Here is a 20,136-nt window from a genome sequence, read left to right on the forward strand (position 1 = left end):
GAAACAGCCTGCTTCGCCAAAAAGATAAGCTGCCACAAAATTGTGCGGGCTGACCTAGGGTGTGTGGACAATTAGAGCAACCAGACGAGAGTAGCGGCGCAATGCGCGAAAGCGAGAAAGGAGGCGCCCGTTTTTTCATAGCGCGTGGCCAGGCGTCGGTACTGCTTGAGGCGGTTGAAGAAGCGCTCGACTTTGTTGCGGTCAGCGTAGAGGTTGCGGTCCAGCACCCGCGCCACGCGCCGGCTGCGCTTGCTGGGCACGACGAGGGCCGCGCCGGTTTGGGCGCAGCCGGCCACGAGGGCATCGGTGTCGTAGGCCTTGTCGGCCAGCACGGCCCCCACCGCCAATCCGGCCAGCAAGTCCGCGGCCACGGTGCAATCGGCCTGCTGTCCAGGCGTCAACCGCAAGCGCAGCGGGTTGCCCAGCGCGTCTACGACGACGTGGAGCTTGCTGGTGAACCCGCCGCGCGAACGGCCCAGCGCTTCGGCTAGGGCACTGCTTTTTTGCCCCGCGGCGTGCTGGTGGGCCCGCACGCTGGTGGAATCGAGCATGGCCCAGTCCAGGTCCGGGTCTTGTACGGCCTCGAATACGCGTTGCCAGACGCCTTTCTGCGCCCAGCGGCGGAAGCGGCGGTACGTGGAGTTCCACGGCCCGAACCGCTCGGGCAAATCGCGCCACGGCGCGCCGCTGCGGGCAATCCAGAGCACGGCGTTTAAAAACAAGCGGTTGTCTGCCGCCGAGCGGCCGGCATCGCCGGCTTTGCCCGGCAACAGGGGCGCTAATCGCGCCCAATCGGCATCTTTGAGTTCATAGCGTCGCACCACCCAAAGGTCGGCGATTGTCCACACACCCTAGTGAAAATTGAGCTGAATCAACAGCCCAGACCTTACCCCAGCAACTCCTCAATATCGGCCCGGGTGAGATGCTTAATCACGGCCTCATCGGTCGCAATTAGCTCGCTGACCAGCGCCAGCTTGTGGCGCTGCAAGGCCAGGATTTTCTCCTCCACCGTGCCTTGAGTGATGAACTTGTAGGTGAATACTGGCCGGGTCTGGCCGATGCGGTGGGCCCGGTCCACAGCCTGGGCTTCCACGGCGGGGTTCCACCACGGGTCGAGGATGAAGACATAGTCAGCCGCCGTGAGGTTGAGGCCAATGCCGCCGGCTTTCAGGCTGATAAGGAAGATTTTCAGGTCCTCGTTTTCCTGGAAGCGGGCCACTTCGCTGGGCCGGTCGCGGGTAGCACCGTCGAGGTAGGCGTAGGCCGCCTGGCGCTCGTCCAGAGCCGCGCGCACCAGCGCCAGGTGCTGCACAAATTGGCTGAACACCAAAACCTTGTGCCCTTCGGCGACTACGTTGCGAATCATGCGCATGACTTCGCGCAGCTTGCCCGATTCGTGCGTGTAGGTGTCGTCGGCCAGGCGGGGGTGGTTGGCAATTTGCCGCAGCCGGGTTAAGCCCTGCAGCAGCAGAAACTGCGTGCTGGCCGGGCCGTGCTCGTCGAGGTTGCGCAGGATTTTGTTGCGGTAGAAGCTCTTGGTTTCCTCGTAGGCGTGGGCCTGCTCCTCGGTCATGGGGCAGTAGCTGAGCTGTTCGGTCTTTTCGGGCAGCTCCTTGGCTACCTGGGCCTTGTGCCGGCGCAAAATGAAGGGCTTGATGAGGGCGTGCAGCCGGCGGGTGCGGCCTTCGTCCTGGTGCTTCTCGATGGGCTTGAGAAACTCCTTGCGGAAAAACGCCTGCGTGCCCAGCAAGCCCGGGTTAATGAACGACATCTGCGACCACAAGTCCATGGTGCTGTTTTCCACGGGCGTGCCCGTCAGAATGAGCCGGTGCTTGGAGCGCAGCTGCCGCACCGCCTGCGAAGTCGTCGAGGAAGGATTCTTGATGGCCTGCGACTCGTCCAGAATCACGTAGTCGAACTTGTAGCTGGCCAGCAGCTCGGTGTCGAGGCGCACGATGCCGTAGCTGGTCAGCACCACGTCGTAGTCGGCAAAGCGGTCGGGGTTTTTGTCGCGGTACGTGCCGGTGTAGGCCAGAATGCGCAGGTCAGGTGTGAACTTCTCGGCTTCGGCCAGCCAGTTGAACACCAGCGAGGTAGGTAGCACCAGCAGAGAGGCAGCGCCCTGGGCCTCACCGCTTTCGCGGCGGTGCAGCAGCATGGCCAGCGTTTGCACGGTTTTGCCCAGGCCCATGTCGTCGGCCAGGCAGCCCCCAAAATGGTAGTCCTGCACGAAACGCAGCCAGTTGTAGCCAGCTTTCTGGTAGGGGCGCAGCTCACCCAAGAAGCCTGTGGGCAGGGGGTGGTCTTCTACTTCGGCAAAGTCGCGCAGCTTGGCCAGCTTGCGGCCCATGCGCACGGTGGCCAGGCTCGTTGCTCTGCAGGTCGGCCACCAAGGCCAGGTGGTGGCGGCGCAGGTTCAGGCCCTCAGAGGTTTCTTCGCCGAAGGCAAACAGCTCCAGATAGTCCGTAAACCACTCCTCGGGGATGATGGCAATCTGGCCGTTGGGCAGCTTGAACTCCCGCCGGCGCTGCAGAATGTGCCCGCGCAGCCGGATAAACGGCACTTCAATGTCGCCGAAGCGCACGGTGCCGCGCACGTCAAACCAGTCGCCGGCTTCCTGAATGCCCACGTGCACGCTGGTGGGCCCGATGAAATAGCTCTTGGTGGCCGTAGAGGCCGCTTCCACGGTATAGCCCAATTCGGTGAGCACGGCGGTGTTGTCGTGCAGCCACTTGAAGGCTTCGCCCTTGGGCAGGGTGGCGTGGCCGTTTTCCACGGTGAGCTGGCGCTCGCGCAGCTCGGCCACCGTGGCCTGCTCCTGCTCGGGGTTGCGCAGCAGGCGGTGAAACACGTAGCTCTCGGCGGTTTTCTCCAGGTGCACGCTCACCGGCTTGTTGGTGCCCAGCGGCATCAGGTGCGGGCCGTAGCGGAAGCTCACCAAAGTGAATCTGCTCGGTTTCGGCGCCGGTGAGCAGCGGCGCGACAGGCTTGGGCAGCGGAATGCGGCCCCGACGCGGCGGCCCGGGCGGACGCACGGGCGCTTCCGGGGCGGGTGCTGCCGGCAGGGCGTCGCTGAAGGTGAGGCGCGGCCGGGCCACGTAGCGCTCCGAGCGGATGTCGAAGCCGCGGGCGTGCACCTCAAACGACTCCATGAGCGGCGCCACAAACTTCTGGAAGTAGCTTTCTTCCACGTTGCGGGGCACCACAATGAACTTCTTCTTCAGAAACGGCAGCAGCTTGCGCCCGTCAACTTCGGTGCGGAAGGAATAGAGCAGGTCGCCGAGCAGCAGCCAGGCCGGCTGCAGGCATACGAGCAGCGCGTCCTTGTACTGGAAGTCCAGGCGCTGGTTCTGGTACTGAATGGTGGGGAAGTAGTGCGTGCCCTCCTCGTTGCGGCGGAAGTGGAACAGGATGGAGGCCTTCGACGGCGCCAGCCCAATTTCCTTCCAGGTGGGCTCGCCGTCGCGGCCCATGATGAACACGCGCTTGCCGGCCAGCCGCGCCAGAATCGCGGCCATGCGCGTTTGCACGTGCCGCGAAATCAGCTCCTGCAGGGGCTTGTCGCCCTTTTCGGCGTTGTAGGTTTTGAGGAAGAATTCGGCCGTCGCGATTTTGCGGGGCCAGAATTCTTTCACCACGGCTTCCTGCTGAATCTGGTCGCAGAGCTCCACCAGGCTCAAAGTCGGTGGCGTCGAGGCCGGCCTCAAATTCGTGCGCGTTTTTACCCGAAACCGTCTGATGCTGCAGCGTTAGCTGGCCGCGGGGCCCCAGCCTGCACCACATAGGCCGCAAACAAATGGCCCAGGAACTCGTGCTCAAAGAGCGAGTAAACAATTTCAAACGGTTCTGATGTAGATACTTTCATAGCCGGACACGCCTTAAGCGCAAGATAGGGCTGAAAGCAGAAACAGGCACGGCGGAGCTTTGCAGCAGTAAAGGTGAGTTAGGCCCTTACGGCCCCCGGCGAGCAGGGATACATTAGAAGTTATAAATTCTCACGCAAATCCAACTTGCTCGCATTCAGAGCCGGACGAATGCTCACGGCCAAGGTGATAAGAATGATGGACGCGCAGGTGAAAATCAGGTCCGTAAGCTGCATTTTTACGGGGTAGGCATCCACCACGCTGGTGGCCATGCCCATGCTCACGAAGCCGAAGCGCTGCTGCAGCCAGCACAAGGCCACGCCAAACACCAGCCCCGTAGCGGCCCCCACCAGCGCCACAATGGCTCCCACCAGCAGAAACGTTTGCCGCACCGTTTTCTCGGTGGCGCCCATGGCCATCAGCACGGCAATATCTTTTTCTTGTCTATGACGAGCATCGACAACGAGAAAAAGATGTTGAGCGAGGCGATGAGCAAAATGAGCGTGAAAGTGATGAACACGAACAGCTTCTCCACCTTAATGGCCTTGAACAAGCTCACGTGCTGCTCGTCGGAATCTTGCACCTTGAAGCCTGGCCCCAGCTGCTTGCGCAGCTGCTCCTTCACCTGCTCAATTTCGAAGCTCGAGCCCACTTTCACGTAGAGCGCGGTGCGGCGCGTGGTGTAGCCCAACAGGCGCTGGGCAAAGCTGAGCGGCACAAAAATGTAGCTGTCGTCGATGTGCTGCTCGATGAGAAACACGCCGCCCGCAATCAGATTTTGCTCATTAAACGCCTTGTCGGGGTTCGTATCAAGCATTTTTTTGCCGGGGGTGTTGCGCGGGTAGAGCAGGCGCATGGGCGCCAGGCGGTTGTTGAGCGTAATGCTGAGCTCGTGTTGCACGCCGGCGCCCACCAGGGCCACTTCCAGGCTGTCGCGGCGCAGGCGGTGGTCGCCTTCTTTGATGTTGGCGTCAATCTGGCTCTGGCCGAAGTAGTTGTCGCTCAGCCCGCGCATTTTCACCACCATCTGGCGGTCGTGGTACTGCAGCAGGGCGTTGTCCTCGATGACTTCGGTGAGCAGGGCCACGCCGGGCGTGTTCTGCAGCTTCATGATGAAGGTGCGGTCCACGTCGAAGGCCTTGCCCTTGGTGGCCGAAATCACCAGGTTGGGGTCCGATTTGCCGTAGAGCGTGCGCACCAGGCTCCTCCAGGCCGTTGAATACCGACAGCACGATAATCAACGCCATGGTGCCCACCGCCACCCCAATCATCGAAATATTCGAGATGATGGTGATGATGTTGCGCTTGTTCTTGGAACGGAAGTAGCGCTGCGCAATGAGGAGGGGAACGTTCACCTAAAAAATTTGGGACGGTACGCGGGTGGGCAAGCTAGAGTTAATCAATTCCGGGTAAAGCTACCGAACTCCTCAGCGTTGGGCTTACTTGGCCAGCCGGCGCTACTTCCAGGCCTTCACAATCAGGCCCGTGCCCGAATCGTGCACGGTCCGGGCGTCGAGCCAGTTCAGGAGCAGGCAGAACGGAAACGTGACGGCGTAATAGAAGGGCAGCAGCAGGAAAAACAGGCGCGACTTGCCCAGCATCAGGATGGGATACTTCATGCTCAGGCGCCACGAAATCTGGCCCGGCTCGCCATAGGCGTAGCGCGCTTCGATGCGCTCAAAACCGGCTTTGCTGAGCTTCTGCTGGATTTCGCGGATGTTGTAGCCGTCGCGCACGTGCTCTTCGATGAAGCTGGTTTCGCCGTCGTCGTGCACGTCGGAACCGCCCTGGTCGCTGGGCGTGGAGATGAGCAGCATGCCGCCGTCCTTGAGCGAGGCGTGGATGTTGCGGAACACCTCCACGTCTTCCAGAATGTGCTCCATCACATCCACCGACAAGGCCAAGTCAAACGAGTTGGGCTCCTGGTAGAGCACCAAATCTTGCACGGCAAACTGCACGTTGCGCCGGCCAATCTGCCGAAAAATGTGTTGGAGTCGGCCACCTGCTCCTCCTTCACATCCACGGCCAGGATGTTCCATTTCGCGCTCAGGCCACTGAGCCAGTACGTGTACTGCCCGTAGCCGGAGCCCGCGTCGAGAATATTGAGCGGCTCCTGGGTGCGGCCCTTGGCCCAGCGGCGCAGCTCCCGGTGCACGTGCCAGGTGCGCAGCAGCAGCAAATCGAGCAAATGGTAGAACAGTCGGCGCAGCCACGGCGTGCGGTTAAATACCTGGCCGAGCGTCTTCTTAATCGGGTCGTAATACAAGGAGTGAATCGGTGAATGAGTGAATGAGCGAATGAACTAATGGAGTGAGCAAGCGCAGGACCTAGAAGCCATTCACTCATTCACTCATTTGCTCATTCACCCTTGAAGAGGCGCGGCCGGGTGGGCTTTTGCTCTTCGTCGTCGGCGTCGTCTTTGGGCGCGGGCGGGATGTCGAGCGTGCCGAGCACTTGGTCCATGTGGGCGGCGTAGGCGGCGCTGTCGTCGTGGAAGAAAATCAATTCGGGCACCACGCGGGCCGTTTGGCGGATGCGCTTGGCCAGCGCCTGGCGGATGGCCTTGGCGTTATCCTGAATAATTTCGAGCCGGTCGTTGGCGTCGGAGCCCAGCAGCAGGCTCAGGTACACGCGGGCCTGGCCCAAGTCGGGTGTCACGCGCACCAGGCTGATGCCGGGCGCCAGGCCGCCTCCGAAAAGGTGGGGCAGGTCGCGCTGCAGCACTTGGGCCAGCTCCTGCTGCAGCAGGCTGGCCATTTTTTGTTGTCGTTTGCTTTCCATAATAATTGGCAAAGGTAGGATTTGGGTTGCTGGTTTCCGGTTTCTTGTTTCTGGCTGTCAACCATACGTGCTGAGAAAGGGGCCATCTTTACAGTCAGTAACGAGAAACGAGAAACCAGAAACCCAGTTTTGCTTCGCTTTTTCAAAAGCTCTCTTCCTGCGCAGCCTGCTGGCTCTGCTGGTGCTGGTGCTGGCCCTGCGGCTGCCGCTGCTTTGGCTGGGCCTACCTGTGACGGCGGCCGAGCTGCGGGCCCTGCTGGTAGGGGAGCGGCTGCATGGCGGCGCCCTGCCCTACCGCGACCTGTTCGACGGTACCGCGCCGCTGGCCGCGGCCACGTTTGCCCTGCTCGACGCCCTGGTGCCGCGTCCGGTTTGGCTCTACCGGGTGTTTGCCCTCGTGTTGCTGCTGGCGCAGGCCCTGCGGCTCAACGTGGTGCTCAACCGCTACGACGTGCACCCCGAGCGCGGATACCTGGCGGCCCTTACCTACCTGCTGGTGGGCAGCATCAGCACCGATTTGGACACGCTCTCGCCCTTGCTGCTGGGGCACACTTTCATCGTTTTTGCCCTGAGTGCGCTGCTGCCCACCTCCCGCGAAGGCTACGACAACCGCCGCCTGTTCCGGGCCGGCTTCCTCATTGGTGTGGGGGCGCTTTGCTACCTGCCGCTCAGCTTGTTTGTAATAGTGGGCTTGTTTGCGGTGGTCATTTTCGCGGCCAATTCCTTCCGGAGCTCGCTGCTGCTGCTGTGCGGTTTTTTCTTTCCGTACGCCCTGGTGGCCACGTTTTTCTTTTACACCGATGCCCTGCCGGGTTTCGTGCAGTTGCACCTGCAGCCGGGACTCACCGATTTGATTGCCAGCGGGCTGCCGGCCGGCCTGCAGCTGCGCCTGCTCATTGTGCCGGGCCTGGTGCTGGGGCTGGGGCTGGCGCGGTCGTTGGGTACCTCTCTGGGACTGGTGTTTCAGATAAAATTCCGGCAAATGATGCTGGTGTGGTTGGTAGTGGCCATGGCCACCGCCGCCGTGGAGCAGGGGCCGCGCCGGGCGTACTAGTGCTGCTGTTGCCGCCGCTGGCGTATTTCAGTCTCTTTTTGTGGCAGCGCTACGAGCACGCTTGGATGTTGGAATTGCTGCTGCTGCTCATCCTCAATGCGGCCGTGGTACTACGCTACCGGGCGCAGGTGCCGGGCCTCGAAGCCCTCCTGCAGATGCCCGCCGAAAGCCGCTTCGGCTTGCATCCCGACCCGCGCTACGCCAGCCTGCGGGGGCAGACGTTGCTCATTCTTGGGCAGGACGACCGCGCCTATTTCCACAACCGGCCCGCTACGCCTTATCTGGACTGGGCCCTTTCCCAGGTTGATTTCGGGCATTTGTCTGAATACGCCGCCGTGGTGCGCATCGCCCAGCGCATGGGCCCCACCCCGCCCGATTACCTGCTCGACCAAACCAAGCAGGTGCCCCGGCTCAAGCAGCTTCTGCCCAACGTGTTTGGCGCTTACGAGCCCGCCGGCACCCCTGGCCTATACCGCCGCCAGCTCAACAAGCCCAGGCAATAGCGCTTTATACCCAGCACCAGGATTTGGTGCGCCGCTCGCTGGGCAGGTTGCGCAGGAATACGGCCAGCGGCTCCAAGTCCGTGAGCAGCGAAGTCAGGACGATGGCGCGGCCATCTACCAAGTGCAGGCGCAGGTAGTCATACTTGGCCCAGAAGCTGCGGCGGGCACTGCACCGTACCCGCTCCACCGTGGCCAGGTCCCGCCGCTCAAAGGCAACGCGCTGGCCGGCTTCGTACACTTCAAACCGGTTTTCGTTGGGCTGAAAAACCAGCACCGTTTCGTGGTTCAGCGCCCAGTAGCGCACAAACAGCAGCAGCGCCGGTCCGCTCAGGGCCAGCGTAAACAGCCCGAAGCCAGCGGCCAGCAGCCATTCGCCCGAGCTGGTGCTTTGGTCGCCCAGGGCCACTGCCGGCAGCACGCTCAGGCCCGCGCCCAGCGCGAGCAGGGGCCAGAACAGCAGCCGCAGCCTGCCGCGCCGCGGTGGCCTGGTACACGTGGGTACGCTTCGAAAATAGCCCCGTGAGCCAGCGGGCCGAGCTCAACACCACCAGCAATACCGCCGCTATCTCCAGCAGCGGGCGCAGAAAAGATGACTTCATAAGTTGAACGCGAGGCCGCCGCTACGCGCCGACTTGCACCCAGGCTTCGCCTTCCTGGTGCGCCCGCAGCCGGCCAAAGCTTTCCAGCGCCAGCCCGTGCCGGGCAAAACCTCCAGCACGGCCTCGCGGCCCTGGGGCGCCACACACACCAACAAGCCGCCCGAAGTCTGTGGGTCGCAGAGCCATGTGCGTTGCTCGTCCGTGATGGCGCCCACCTTGTGGCCGTAGCTGGCCCAATTGCGGCCGGTGCCGCCGGGCACGCTGCCCTGCTTCAGATACGGCTCAGCTGCCGCGATGCGGGGCACTTTGGAAAACTCAATCTCCGCCGTCAGGCCGCTGCCTTCGCATACTTCCGAGAGGTGCCCGAGCAAGCCAAAACCCGTCACGTCGGTCAGTGCCGTCACGGCGTCGAGCTTGCTCAACTCGGCGCCAATCTTATTCAGTTGCATCATTTGGGTAGGGGCAATAGCCGCGTCCTCGTCGCGCAAAATGCCCTTCTTCTGCGCCGTGGTGAGGATGCCCACACCCAGCGGCTTGGTCAGAAACAGCTCGGAGCCGGCCGTGGCGGTGTCGTTTTGCTTCAGGTCCACGATGTTGACCATGCCCGTCACGGCCAGGCCAAAAATGGGCTCGGGCGAGTCGATGCTGTGGCCGCCGGCCAGCGGAATGCCCGCCTCGGCGCAGATGCTGCGGGCGCCTTCCAGCACGCGGCGTGCTACTTCGGGCGGCAGCTTGTCCACGGGCCAGCCCAACACGGCAATAGCCATGAGCGGCCGTCCGCCCATGGCGTACACGTCGGAAATGGCGTTGGCCGAGGCGATACGGCCAAAGTCGTACGCATCGTCCACGATGGGCATGAAGAAGTCGGTGGTCGAAATTACCGCTTCGCCGCCGCCGATGTCGTACACGGCCGCGTCGTCGCGGCTGGCGTTGCCTACCAGCAGCCGCTCGTCGTGGGGCTGCACGATGCTGGTGTGCAGCATCTGGTCGAGTACAGCCGGTGCGATTTTGCAGCCGCAGCCCGCGCCGTGGCTGTATTGGGTCAGTTTATATTCCGTCGTGGGAGTCATAGAGAAGAGAAAAGCAGGGCCGCCCTATCGGGTACGCCCCCGCTGGGTAAGGGACTACAAAAGTCCGCAAAGAGTTTTAGAGTCGCCGAGCGTGGCGTGAAACCTTCGGCCAAACGCCAAAAGAGGAACGCCGGCCGAGGCAGTGTGCCCCCGTCCGTCGTTCCTCTTTTAGCTCAACTTATTTTTGTGTCGTGCCTTGGTTACTTGATGGCTACCGGCACTTCCAGGTTTTCCCAGCGCAGTACCATGCCGGTGGGCTTTACTTCGTAGGCCAGGCGCTCGGCCATGGTAGCGGCTTTGCGGGGCGTCACGGTCACGCGCAACGCATCATCCTTCTGGGCATATTTGAAGGCACCCCACTGTTCGGGCACCTTGTTGAAAATAATCGTCCACTGCTTCTCGGTAGGAATGGCGAAGAAGCTGTATTTGCCGGCAGCCAGCGGTTTGCCTTCCACCTTCACCGGCTTGCTGAATTCTACTGTGGTGGCCTCGTTGGCCCCGGCGCGCCAAACCTGGTTGTAAGGAACCAGCCCACCGTAAATGGTACGTCCTTTTACCGCCGGGCTACTGTATTTAATGGTTACATCAGCGGCGCCAATTTTGCCGGTAGCCGTGGCGGCGGGGCTGGGCTTGTCAGCAAGAAGCGCACGCGACTGCGGGTTCGGCGGAAGCACCTTTTTCTCTGTGGCCGGAGTAGCTTGGGCAAAGGCGGTGTTAGCCATGAGCACCGTAGCCAGCCCGAAAGTAATGTGGCGAAGTAATTGGAGGGTTTTCATGAACGGGAATCTTTTAAAAGTGAAGGGAATGCGTTGATTCGAGGCATTGCCCGCGCCGTGAAACCCTGCGGGCGGCATTAGGGTTTTAAAGTCAGCAATTTAGGTTGTCGGTTGCTTTCTGCGTGCCTGTGCAGCTTACTATATCATTTATTGCATAGTTGCGGGCGCCGCCGCGGACGGGCCCGCCTTGCATTCCGCCGCCCATTGTCGTATCTTTGCACCCGAAGTTGGTATTCGCTTTAGCAAAGAGGGGACGCGCAGTCCCCTCTTTTTTGCCCGCTTGTTTCAAGATTTATGCATTTCGACCGTACCCTACTGCTGGAAATGCTCCAGGACGCCATCGGCGACGAGGAGCTGTTCATCGTGGGCCTTACCGTATCCGATTCGGTGATGCCGAAGGTGACCGTCACCCTCGACGGCGCCACCGGGCTGGCCATTCAGGCGTGCGCTACCATCAGCCGCCGCCTGGCGCGCCGCATCGACGAGCACTACGGCGAGGATTCTGCCTACTCGCTGGAAGTCACCAGCCCCGGCGCCGACCAGCCCCTGACGGACCCCCGCCAGTACCAGCGCCACATCGGCCGCTCGCTGGCCCTCAAGCTCAACGACGGCACCGAGAAAACCGGCGTCCTCACCGCGGCCACGCCCGAAGGCGTGGAAATTGAAGAAGTGATTAAACAAAAGACCAAGAAAACGACCCTGCCCGCGGCCTTTTATTCCTTCGGGGATATTCAGGAAGCCAAGGTGGTTATCTCCTTTAAGTAATGAGCTGTCAGCTAATAGTTTTTAGCTGTTAGCTGACGTTCCAGATTCATTCAAAAAAGCTAAAAGCCATCAGCTAACAGCTAAAAGCTCAAAAAATGAACAGCCACGAATTAATCGAGTCCTTTAGCGAATTTGCCCGGAGCAAGAACATCGACCGGCCCACGATGATGAGCATCCTGGACGACGTGTTCCGCACGATGATTCGCAAGAAGTACGACCAGGACGAAAACTTCGACGTTATCATCAACCCCGATAACGGTGACCTGGAAATTTGGCGCAACCGCGAAATCGTGGACGACAACTCCGAGGACATCTGGGACCACGACAAGATTACCCTGACCGAAGCCCAGAAAATTGAGCCGGACTTCGAGATTGGCGAATCAGTGGCCGAGGGCGTGAAGCTGGAAGATTTCGGCCGCCGCGCCGTGCTCATGGCCCGCCAGACGCTGATTCAGCGCGTGAAGGACCTGGAGCGCGACAACCTGTACCAGAAATACAAAGACCAGGTCGGCGAAATCGTGACCGGCGAAGTGTATCAGGTGTGGAGCCGCGAGGCCCTCATCATGGACAAGGACGACAACGAGCCTGGTGATGCCCAAGGGCGAGCAAATCCCCAAGGACCGGTTCCGCAAAGGCGACACCGTGCGCGCTGTAGTACACCGCGTGGAGGTAATCAACGGCACGCCCAAAATCATTCTTTCCCGCGCCGCGCCGGCGTTCCTGGAGCGTTTGTTTGAGCTGGAGGTGCCCGAGATTTACGACGGCCTCATCACCATCAAGAACGTGGTGCGCGAGCCCGGCGAGCGCGCCAAAGTGGCCGTGGAGAGCTACGACGAGCGGATTGACCCCGTGGGCGCCTGCGTCGGCATGAAGGGCAGCCGCATTCACCCGGTGGTGCGCGAGCTCGAAAACGAGAACATCGACATCATCAACTACACCGACAATCTGGAGCTCTACATTGCCCGGGCACTATCGCCGGCCAAAGTGGGTTCTATGAAGATAAACCAGGAAAGTGGCCGGGTTTCGGTTTTCATGAAGCCCGACCAGGTGAGCCTGGCCATCGGCCGCGGCGGTGCCAACATTAAGCTGGCCAGCCGGTTGGTGGGCATGGAAATCGACGTGTTCCGCGAAGCCATCGACTACGAGGAAGATATTTCGCTGGACGAGTTCCAGGACGAAATTGAGCCTTGGGTACTGGCCGAATTGAAGAAAATTGGCCTTGACACCGGCCGTGCCGTACTCGCTGTCAAGAAAGACGACATCGTGCGCCGCACCGAGTTGGAGGAAGAAATGGTGGACGATGTATACCGCGTTATCCGCCAGGAATTTGCCGACGACGAAGACCTCGACGAAAGCTCTTTGGAAGCGGCCAAAAGCCGTGTATCTTCGGATAAAACCGCCGAGACGGAAGCCAACACTACGGTTGAGGAAGCTGCTGTTACCCACGCTTCCGCCACCGATACTACCCCTGAACACACCCCTTTGGTGGCTGAAATGACCGACGAAACCCAAGCAACGACTGAGGATGCGGGCGCAAGCTCTCCCGCCGAGCCAGCCCAATGACGGCCGCGCGGCCGGTACGGCAAGGGTAACAAATCGTGCCAGTGGGCGCGGTTTGCGCCCTGCTGGCAAGATTTAATGTAATACCTTTGCACTTAGAAGCGTATCGTACGCGAGAAAAGATAGAATGGCGGAAGCAACCCCGAAACGGCTACAACAGGCGGCCAAAGACCTGAACATTGGAATGGACAGGGTGGTCGAAGCCCTGGCCAAGAAAGGCATACAAGTAGAGAACAAGCCCACCACCAAGCTGACCGGTGAGCAAGTTGCCTCGCTTGAGAAGGAATTCGCGGCCTCTGCCCACGACCGGCAGGAGGCTCAGAAAGTCATTCAGGCCAAGCGCCAGAGCGACCTGGAAGCGGCTCCGAAGCCTGCTGCTCCGGCCCCGCGTCCGGTACATGCTGCTGCACCGGCCCCCAAGCCGGTGGCACCAGTAGCCCCTGTGGCCGCGGCTCCCGCCCCGGTGCCTGCTCCGGTAGCACCCCTGCACCCGTGGCAGCCACTCCGGCCCCTGCGCCCACCCCAGCTCCTGCGGCACCTGCCGCACCGGGCCTGAAGGTGCTCGGCAAAATGGAGCTGGACAGCAAAGGCCGCGTGATGGCCCCCAAGCCCAAGCCAGCGGAAACGCCGGCTGCGGCCGCGCCTGCGCCGGCCCCGGTCGCCCCGAAAGTGGAAGCTCCCGTTGCTGCTCCTAAAGTAGAAGCGCCGGCTACTGCGCCCTTGGCTGCTCCGGTAGCTCAACCCGTCGCTAAGACGGAAGCTCCGGCACCGGTGGCACCAGCCCCCGCGACAGCAGCGCTGGCTCCGGCGACACCCGTAGCCCAGGCACTGGCTGCGCCGGTAGCTGTGGCCCCCGCCGCACCTGCTGCTGAAGCTCCTGCGACTCCGGAAGACACCAGCACCATCGTAGCCAAGTCGGATACGCTGAAGGGCCTCACGGTTCTGGGCAAAATCGACTTGTCGTCCATCAATAACGACCGTCGTGGTCCGGGTGGCCGTGGCCCCCGTCCCATTGCCTCGTCGGATGTGAGCAAGCGCGGCTTGCCTGCTGGCCCCGGCCAGAAGAAGCGCACGCGCCTGCCCGGCCCTCCCGGCAGCACCACCAGCCCGCCCAGCCCCGGATACCAGGGCAACCGCCCTGCCGGTGCTCCCGGCCAAGGCGGTGGCTACCAGGGCAACCGCCCCGGCCAGGGCGGCCCAGGCCAGCGCCCTGGTGGTCCCGGCCAGCGCCCCGGCCAGCCGGCTGCCAAGCCAGCTCCCGCCCTTACTCCCGAGCAGGCTGAAAAGCAGATTCAGGAGCAGATTAAGGCCACGCTGGCTAAGCTCGGCGGCAACAAAGCCACCGGCCAGGCCAACCGCGCCAAGTATCGCCGCGACAAGCGCAGCATGCTGGCCGAGGACCGCGAGGCCCTGCGCGCGCAGAACGAGCTCGACGCCAAGACCCTCAAGCTTACCGAATTCATCTCGGCCAATGACCTGGCCTCGTTGATGGACGTGAACGTGAACGAGGTAATCAAGGTGTGCCTGGGTATGGGCATGTTCGTGTCCATCAACCAGCGCCTCGACGCCGAAGCCATCACGGTAATCGCCGACGAGTTCGGCTTTGATGTTGAGTTCCTGTCGAAAGAAGAGGAAGAAATCAGCATCGATGCCGGCGACGCCGACGAAGATTTGAAGCCCCGTGCCCCCATCGTGACCATCATGGGCCACGTCGACCACGGCAAAACGTCGCTGCTTGACTACATCCGCGACGCGAGTGTGGCCAAGGGCGAGGCCGGCGGCATCACGCAGCACATTGGTGCCTACGAGGTGCGGACCAAATCGGGCCAGCCCATTACCTTCCTTGACACGCCTGGTCACGAAGCCTTTACGGCCATGCGTGCCCGTGGTGCCAAGGTGACGGACATCGCCATCATCGTGGTAGCCGCCGACGACTCGGTGATGCCGCAGACCAAGGAAGCCATCAACCACGCGCAAGCGGCTGGGGTGCCGATTATCATCGCCCTCAACAAGATTGACAAGCCCTCGGCCAATCCCGAGAAAATCCGCGAGGAACTTTCCCAGATTAACATTCTGGTGGAAGAGTGGGGTGGTAAATACCAGAGCCAGGAGGTTTCGGCCAAATCGGGCATTGGTATTGAAGACCTGCTCGAGAAGGTGTTGCTGGAGGCCGAATTGCTCGACCTGAAAGCCAACCCCGACCGCGGCGCCATTGGTACCGTAATTGAAGCCTCGCTGGACAAAGGCCGTGGCTACGTAACCACCGTGCTGGTGCAAACTGGTACCCTGAACGTGGGCGACGTAATCTTGGCCGGCCCGCACTTCGGTCGCGTGAAAGCCATGACCGACCACCGCGGCAAGAAAATGAAGTCAGCGCCGCCTGCTACGCCGGTGCAGGTGCTCGGCCTCACCGGTGCCCCGCAGGCCGGCGACCGCATCCAGGTAATGGAGACGGAGCGCGAAGCCCGCGAAATCGCGACTCAGCGCCTGCAGCTGGCCCGCGAGCAGACCATCCGGACCAAGAAGCACATCACGCTGGACGAAATCGGCCGCCGCTTGGCTATCGGTTCGTTCAAAGAGCTCAACATTCTGGTGAAAGGCGACGTGGACGGTTCGGTAGAAGCACTCTCCGACTCGCTGCTGAAGCTGAGCACGCCGGAAGTGAAGGTGAACATCCTCTCGAAAGGGGTGGGTGCCATCTCGGAAAGCGACGTACTGCTGGCTTCGGCCTCCGACGCCATCATCATCGGCTTCCAGGTGCGGCCCTCGCAGAGTGCCCGCAAGCTGGCCGAGCAGGAGCAGATTGACATCCGCCTATACAGCATCATTTACAACGCCATCAACGAGGTGAAGGATGCCATGGAAGGCATGCTGGCCCCGACGGTGCAGGAAGTGGTGACGGCCAACGCCGAGGTGCGGATGGTGTTCAATATCACCAAAGTTGGCTCAATTGCCGGCTGTATGGTAACGGAAGGCACGTTCCAGCGCAAGACCCGCGTGCGGGTGGTGCGCAACGGCATCGTGCTGCACACCGGCGAGATTCAGGACCTCAAGCGCTTCAAGGACGATGTGAACGAAGTTCGCCAAGGCTACGAATGCGGTATCTCCATCAAGAACTTCAACGAGTTGCAGGAAGGCGACAACATTGAAGGCTTCGAAGAGAAGGAAATCAAGCGCACACTCTAGACCACGGATTAGCGCGGATTTCACGGATTTTGTGGACGATTAAGCTCCACAATTATTCCATAAAAACGAAAAAGGCCACTCAAGTGAGTGGCCTTTTTCGTTTTTAATTATACCAGCTTAGAATTGGAGCCTGGTAGAGCCGTCTACAAAATCCGTGAAATCCACTAAAATCCGCGCTAATCCGTGGTCTAGAAGGCCAGAAACTTCTTCTTCATTTTGCTTTTGTGCACGAGCGGCTTGCCTTTGGGATTGGAGCTGCCAACCGCGTGAGTTGAGCCACGCTTCAAGTCCGCAAAGCCTTTCTTGGCCCTGTACTTGCGCACCATAAAGCCGTTGCCGCTGCGGTTGGAGTCGAACTGGCGCTCGGGGCCGCCGTTGCGGCCGAAGCTGGTGTTGCCGGTGCGGGCTTGCAGCAGCTCCATTTGCTGGTCCTGCTTGATTTGGTCGGGCGTCATGGCCGCGCGGCGCTGGTTGCGGGCCAACTCTTCGGCATTGACACCGGTGTTGCGGCGGGCGTTGGTTTCGCTGGTGTTTTGGCCGGGAGTGGGAAACGCAGGCCCGGTTTGGGCGTGGGCAGAAGAAGCGGCAACTAAGGTCAGGCCGCTCAGGAGCGTGGCCGCAAGGAAAATTTTCATGTCAACAGCTGTTGGCGTGGGAGGAGAAGTTGCCGCTTAACGAATGCCGACAGGAGGAGGTTCACGAAGTACCGCAAACCCTCACGGGCTGGAGTTAAGAGAGTACTAAGTTCGCAACTTATTTTGATTCGGCCGCTTATCTGTCGTTATTAAAATAAACACTTGAGCTTAAAACAACAAAACCGCTACCCACAACGCGGTGGACAGCGGTTTTTTCACGTCGAACGGAAAGGGCCGGTTAGGGGCGGCCGGCGCGCAGCGAATCGCGGATATCCATGAGCAACTGCTGCTCGGTGGTGGGAGGGGCGGGCACGGCCACTACTTCCACGGGGGCTTTCTTCATGCGGTTGGCTAGCTTAACGACCCAGAAAATGACAAAGGCGATGATGAGAAAGTAGATGATGGCGTTGATGAAGTTGCCGTAGGCAATGGCGGCTGAGCCGGCTTTCTTGGCCTCTTCCAGCGTAGCGTACGACTTGCCATCGAGGGTGACGAACATGTTCTGGAAATCGACTCCCCCGGTAAAAACGCTCAAGATGGGCATGAGGATGTCGTCGGTGAGCGAGGTGACGATTTTGCCAAATGATGCGCCAATGATGACGCCAATGGCTAGGTCAAGCACATTGCCTTTCGAGATAAACTCTTTGAATTCGGAAACAAAGCCCATTGCAGTAAACAGTTAAGTGAAAGAAAAAAGTAAGGGATGCGGGTAAAGTTAAGTGATTATATATAAATTCAATTGACTGTTTACCCCGAAAGTTGTTAAACGCAACTACGTCTACTGTTCAGGTTTGAAAGGTAGAGGCGGCCCATGGTGGCGCCGTGTGGGTGGTCCGGGTATCCCCGCCGTGCCTGTGCCCTATCTTTGGCCGAACCAAATCATCCGGGCTATCCTCTGCGCTATGTCTGCTTCTTACGAAAACCTGCTCTACGACCTGGACGCCACCAGCGGCATCCTCACCCTCACCATCAACCGCCCCAGCAAGCTCAACGCGCTGAATGCGGCCACCATTGATGACATTGCCGCGGCCATGCAGCAGGCATTGGACGACGTCGAGGTGCGCGGCATCATCGTGACTGGGAGTGGCGAGAAAGCCTTCGTGGCCGGCGCCGACATTGCCGAGCCTGGCCGCCCTCACGCCCGCGCAGGCCCAGCGCGCCTCCGAGCGGGGCCAGGAAGCTTTCTGTCGGATTGAGGAAAGCACCAAGCCCGTGATTGCGGCCGTAAACGGCTTTGCCCTGGGCGGGGGCTGCGAGCCTGGCCATGGCCTGCCACATGCGCGTGGCTTCCGACAACGCCCGATTCGGCCAGCCCGAGGTGAACCTGGGCTTGCTGCCCGGCTACGGCGGCACCCAGCGCCTGCCGCAGCTCATTGGCAAGGGCAAGGCTATTGAGCTGCTGCTCACGGCCGACCTGATAAAAGCCGACGAGGCCCTGCGCCTGGGCCTGGTGAACCATGTGGTACCGCAGGCCGAGCTCTTGCCCTTTTGCCAGCAACTGCTCGCTAAGATTCTGGGCAAAGCGCCCCTGGCCGTGGCCATGGTACTGGAGTGCGTAAACGCCCACTACGCCAAGAACGACGACGGCTACGAGATGGAAGTGCGGTCCTTCGGCCAAGCGTTCGAAAGCCACGACTTCAAGGAGGGCACGCAGGCCTTTGTGGAAAAGCGGGCGGCGGTGTTCACCGGTAAATAAGCCTTTTCTAATGAGGAATGAAGAATGAAGAATGAAGAATTGGCTTAACCTGGCCGTTCTCAATTCTTCATTCTTCATTCCTCATTCTTCATTGCCAAGGATGAGTGTAGCGAAAAAACTAGCGTCGCAAACGGCCGTGTACGGGGTGAGCAGCATTGTGGGCCGCGTGCTCACGTACCTGCTCGTGCCCGTGTACACGGCCTATTTCGCGGCGGCGGAATACGGCATCGTCACGGCGCTGTACGCCTACGTGTCGTTTCTGAACGTGGTGTTTACCTACGGCATGGAAACGACGTTTTTCCGCTTTGCCAACCAGCGCGGGGCCGACCGGCGTGAGCTCTATAGCCGCGTGCTCAGCCTGATGCTGGTGAGCAGTGTGGTGCTTACGACGCTGCTCGTGCTGTTGGCCGAGCCCCTTTGGGCATGCTGGACATTCCGGCCGGGCACGAGCGGTATGCCGTCTGGGTGGCCTTGATTTTGGGGCTCGATGCCCTGTCGGCTATACCCTTTGCCCGCCTGCGGCTGCAGAACAATGCCCGCAAGTTCGCGGCCATCAAGCTGGCCAACATCGTGCTCAATGTTGGGCTGAATTTGTTCTTTATTGTGCTGTGCCCGGCCGTGGCTAGCGGCAAGTGGCTGCCGGCGCTGCAGCCGCTGGTGGCGCGGCTCTACGACCCCACGGTGGGCGTGGGCTACGTTTTCTTGTCCAACCTGGTGGCCAGCGGCTTTACGCTGCTGCTGCTGTGGCGCGAGCTGCTGGACTTCCGCTTCCGTCTGAATCTGGCGCCCCTGCGGCCCTTGCTCAAATATGCCTACCCGCTCATGCTCATGGGGCTGGCCGGCATGGTGAACGAAACCCTCGACCGCATCCTGCTGCCCAAGTGGCTGCCCAACAACTTCTACCCCGGTCAGAGCAGCCTCACGGCGGTGGGCATTTACGGGGCGTGCTACAAGCTGAGCATCTTCATGTCGCTCGTGATTCAGGCGTTTCGCTACGCGGCCGAGCCGTTCTTCTTTTCGCAGAGCACGGAGAAGAACTCGCCGGCCACGTTTGCCATGATACTGAAGTGGTTTACGCTGTGCTGCGCCGTGATTTTTGTGGGCATCAGCCTGAACGTGGAAGACTTTGGGCAGCTGTTTCTGCGGCGGCCCGAGTACCTGCAGGGCCTAGTGGTGGTGCCGGTGCTGCTGCTGGCCAACCTGTTTTTGGGCATGTACTATAACCTCTCGGTATGGTTCAAGCTCACCGACCGCACGTACTACGGCACCTACATCGGGGCCGGCGGCGCGGTGCTCACCATCGCGCTCAACTTTCTGCTGATACCGATATTGGGCTACCTGGGCTGCGCCATTGCCACGCTGGTGTGCTACTTCACCATGGCGGTGCTGTGCTGGCGGCTGGGCGAGCGCCACTTCCCGGTGCCGTACCCGGCGCTCCGGCTGGGCCTGTGGCTGGTCGCGGCGTCGGCGCTGGTGGGCTTGGGCTGGTGGGTGCAGTTCGACGACTGGTGGATGCGCCACGCCTGGCACGCGGGCCTCACAGTGGTCTTTTTGCTGGCCCTGTACCTCGTGGAGCGGCCCCGAACCGCCACGCCCGCCGTGGTGGCCTAAAGGTGGTGGCTGGTTTGGGGCGGTTCCTATCTTTGT

General features: G+C 60.9%; 18 protein-coding genes and 4 pseudogenes. 8 read left to right on the forward strand and 14 right to left on the reverse strand.

Annotated elements, in window-relative coordinates; all coding sequences use genetic code 11:
* Positions 1 to 71: 71 nt before the first annotated feature.
* From ACFQT0_RS04845 to ACFQT0_RS04885, 9 genes are all read right to left on the reverse strand, one after another.
* Complete coding sequence (locus ACFQT0_RS04845) at positions 72 to 821, reverse strand: IS5 family transposase (protein WP_380200245.1); 750 nt, start codon at positions 819 to 821, stop codon at positions 72 to 74.
* Positions 822 to 886: 65 nt separating this feature from the next.
* Positions 887 to 2,350, reverse strand: coding sequence for a DEAD/DEAH box helicase (locus ACFQT0_RS04850; RefSeq protein WP_380200841.1), 1,464 nt, complete (start codon positions 2,348 to 2,350; stop codon positions 887 to 889).
* A complete protein-coding gene (locus ACFQT0_RS04855; protein ID WP_380200843.1) occupies positions 2,274 to 2,687 on the reverse strand; it encodes a hypothetical protein in 414 nt (137 codons plus the stop codon). Before ACFQT0_RS04855 ends, ACFQT0_RS04850 begins: the two co-directional genes overlap by 77 nt.
* Entirely contained in the window at positions 2,599 to 3,672 is a 1,074-nt protein-coding gene (locus ACFQT0_RS04860; protein ID WP_380200845.1) for a hypothetical protein, read from the reverse strand. The genes ACFQT0_RS04855 and ACFQT0_RS04860 overlap by 89 nt, the downstream gene beginning before the upstream one ends.
* Before the next feature lie 314 nt (positions 3,673 to 3,986).
* Complete coding sequence (locus ACFQT0_RS04865) at positions 3,987 to 4,283, reverse strand: FtsX-like permease family protein (protein ID WP_380200846.1); 297 nt, start codon at positions 4,281 to 4,283, stop codon at positions 3,987 to 3,989.
* A complete protein-coding gene (locus ACFQT0_RS04870) occupies positions 4,283 to 5,062 on the reverse strand; it encodes a hypothetical protein (RefSeq protein WP_380200848.1) in 780 nt (259 codons plus the stop codon). Before ACFQT0_RS04870 ends, ACFQT0_RS04865 begins: the two co-directional genes overlap by 1 nt.
* 259 nt (positions 5,063 to 5,321) lie before the next feature.
* Positions 5,322 to 5,810 (reverse strand): class I SAM-dependent methyltransferase, encoded by a 489-nt coding sequence (locus tag ACFQT0_RS04875; protein WP_380200850.1) that lies wholly within the window; start codon positions 5,808 to 5,810, stop codon positions 5,322 to 5,324.
* Positions 5,747 to 6,130 carry a hypothetical protein gene (locus ACFQT0_RS04880; RefSeq protein WP_380200852.1) on the reverse strand — a complete coding sequence of 128 codons (384 nt, stop codon included), beginning with the start codon at positions 6,128 to 6,130 and terminating at the stop codon, positions 5,747 to 5,749. Before ACFQT0_RS04880 ends, ACFQT0_RS04875 begins: the two co-directional genes overlap by 64 nt.
* A gap of 92 nt (positions 6,131 to 6,222) precedes the next feature.
* A complete protein-coding gene (locus ACFQT0_RS04885; RefSeq protein WP_380200854.1) occupies positions 6,223 to 6,645 on the reverse strand; it encodes a ribosome-binding factor A in 423 nt (140 codons plus the stop codon).
* A gap of 181 nt (positions 6,646 to 6,826) precedes the next feature.
* Between ACFQT0_RS04885 and ACFQT0_RS04890 the strand changes: the two genes are divergently transcribed.
* Positions 6,827 to 7,699, forward strand: a complete 873-nt coding sequence (locus ACFQT0_RS04890; RefSeq protein ID WP_380200856.1) for a hypothetical protein — start codon at positions 6,827 to 6,829, stop codon at positions 7,697 to 7,699.
* The gene (locus ACFQT0_RS04895) at positions 7,699 to 8,202 is read left to right on the forward strand and encodes a hypothetical protein (RefSeq protein WP_380200858.1); all 504 of its coding nucleotides are present in this window, start codon (positions 7,699 to 7,701) and stop codon (positions 8,200 to 8,202) included. The genes ACFQT0_RS04890 and ACFQT0_RS04895 overlap by 1 nt, the downstream gene beginning before the upstream one ends.
* A gap of 4 nt (positions 8,203 to 8,206) precedes the next feature.
* Here the strand turns inward: ACFQT0_RS04895 and ACFQT0_RS04900 are convergent, their stop codons facing one another.
* The 3 genes and pseudogenes from ACFQT0_RS04900 to ACFQT0_RS04910 all read right to left on the reverse strand — a co-directional run bounded on the left by ACFQT0_RS04900 (position 8,207) and on the right by ACFQT0_RS04910 (position 10,647).
* Positions 8,207 to 8,620: a hypothetical protein gene (locus tag ACFQT0_RS04900; protein ID WP_380200861.1), complete on the reverse strand. Its 414-nt coding sequence runs from the start codon at positions 8,618 to 8,620 to the stop codon at positions 8,207 to 8,209.
* 202 nt (positions 8,621 to 8,822) lie between these two features.
* Positions 8,823 to 9,871: pseudogene (selD, locus tag ACFQT0_RS04905) on the reverse strand (selenide, water dikinase SelD).
* A gap of 200 nt (positions 9,872 to 10,071) precedes the next feature.
* Complete coding sequence (locus tag ACFQT0_RS04910; RefSeq protein ID WP_380200863.1) at positions 10,072 to 10,647, reverse strand: DUF2911 domain-containing protein; 576 nt, start codon at positions 10,645 to 10,647, stop codon at positions 10,072 to 10,074.
* Between the two features lie 294 nt (positions 10,648 to 10,941).
* Here ACFQT0_RS04910 and ACFQT0_RS04915 point away from each other — a divergent pair, with 294 nt between their 5' ends.
* From ACFQT0_RS04915 to infB, 3 genes and pseudogenes are all read left to right on the forward strand, one after another.
* On the forward strand, positions 10,942 to 11,412 hold the full coding sequence (locus ACFQT0_RS04915) for a ribosome maturation factor RimP (RefSeq protein WP_380200865.1): 471 nt from the start codon (positions 10,942 to 10,944) through the stop codon (positions 11,410 to 11,412).
* A 95-nt stretch (positions 11,413 to 11,507) separates the two neighbouring features.
* A pseudogene (gene nusA, locus ACFQT0_RS04920) lies at positions 11,508 to 12,741 on the forward strand (transcription termination factor NusA); the annotation flags it as partial.
* Between the two features lie 358 nt (positions 12,742 to 13,099).
* Positions 13,100 to 16,158, forward strand: a pseudogene (gene infB, locus ACFQT0_RS04925) (translation initiation factor IF-2).
* Between the two features lie 188 nt (positions 16,159 to 16,346).
* Here the strand turns inward: infB and ACFQT0_RS04930 are convergent.
* Together ACFQT0_RS04930 and mscL are read right to left on the reverse strand one after the other, a co-directional pair.
* Positions 16,347 to 16,793: a hypothetical protein gene (locus tag ACFQT0_RS04930; protein ID WP_380200867.1), complete on the reverse strand. Its 447-nt coding sequence runs from the start codon at positions 16,791 to 16,793 to the stop codon at positions 16,347 to 16,349.
* 238 nt (positions 16,794 to 17,031) lie between these two features.
* Entirely contained in the window at positions 17,032 to 17,460 is a 429-nt protein-coding gene (gene mscL, locus ACFQT0_RS04935) for a large conductance mechanosensitive channel protein MscL (RefSeq protein ID WP_380200869.1), read from the reverse strand.
* A gap of 235 nt (positions 17,461 to 17,695) precedes the next feature.
* Between mscL and ACFQT0_RS04940 the strand changes: the two are divergent.
* The 3 genes and pseudogenes from ACFQT0_RS04940 to ACFQT0_RS04950 all read left to right on the forward strand — a co-directional run bounded on the left by ACFQT0_RS04940 (position 17,696) and on the right by ACFQT0_RS04950 (position 20,100).
* A pseudogene (locus ACFQT0_RS04940) lies at positions 17,696 to 18,489 on the forward strand (enoyl-CoA hydratase/isomerase family protein).
* Positions 18,490 to 18,589: 100 nt separating this feature from the next.
* On the forward strand, positions 18,590 to 18,964 hold the full coding sequence (locus ACFQT0_RS04945; protein ID WP_380200871.1) for a lipopolysaccharide biosynthesis protein: 375 nt from the start codon (positions 18,590 to 18,592) through the stop codon (positions 18,962 to 18,964).
* The gene (locus ACFQT0_RS04950; RefSeq protein ID WP_380200873.1) at positions 18,913 to 20,100 is read left to right on the forward strand and encodes a lipopolysaccharide biosynthesis protein; all 1,188 of its coding nucleotides are present in this window, start codon (positions 18,913 to 18,915) and stop codon (positions 20,098 to 20,100) included. Before ACFQT0_RS04945 ends, ACFQT0_RS04950 begins: the two co-directional genes overlap by 52 nt.
* The last annotated feature ends 36 nt before the right edge of the window (positions 20,101 to 20,136 follow it).

The organism is Hymenobacter humi, assembly GCF_042665855.1.
Classification (GTDB): domain Bacteria; phylum Bacteroidota; class Bacteroidia; order Cytophagales; family Hymenobacteraceae; genus Hymenobacter; species Hymenobacter humi.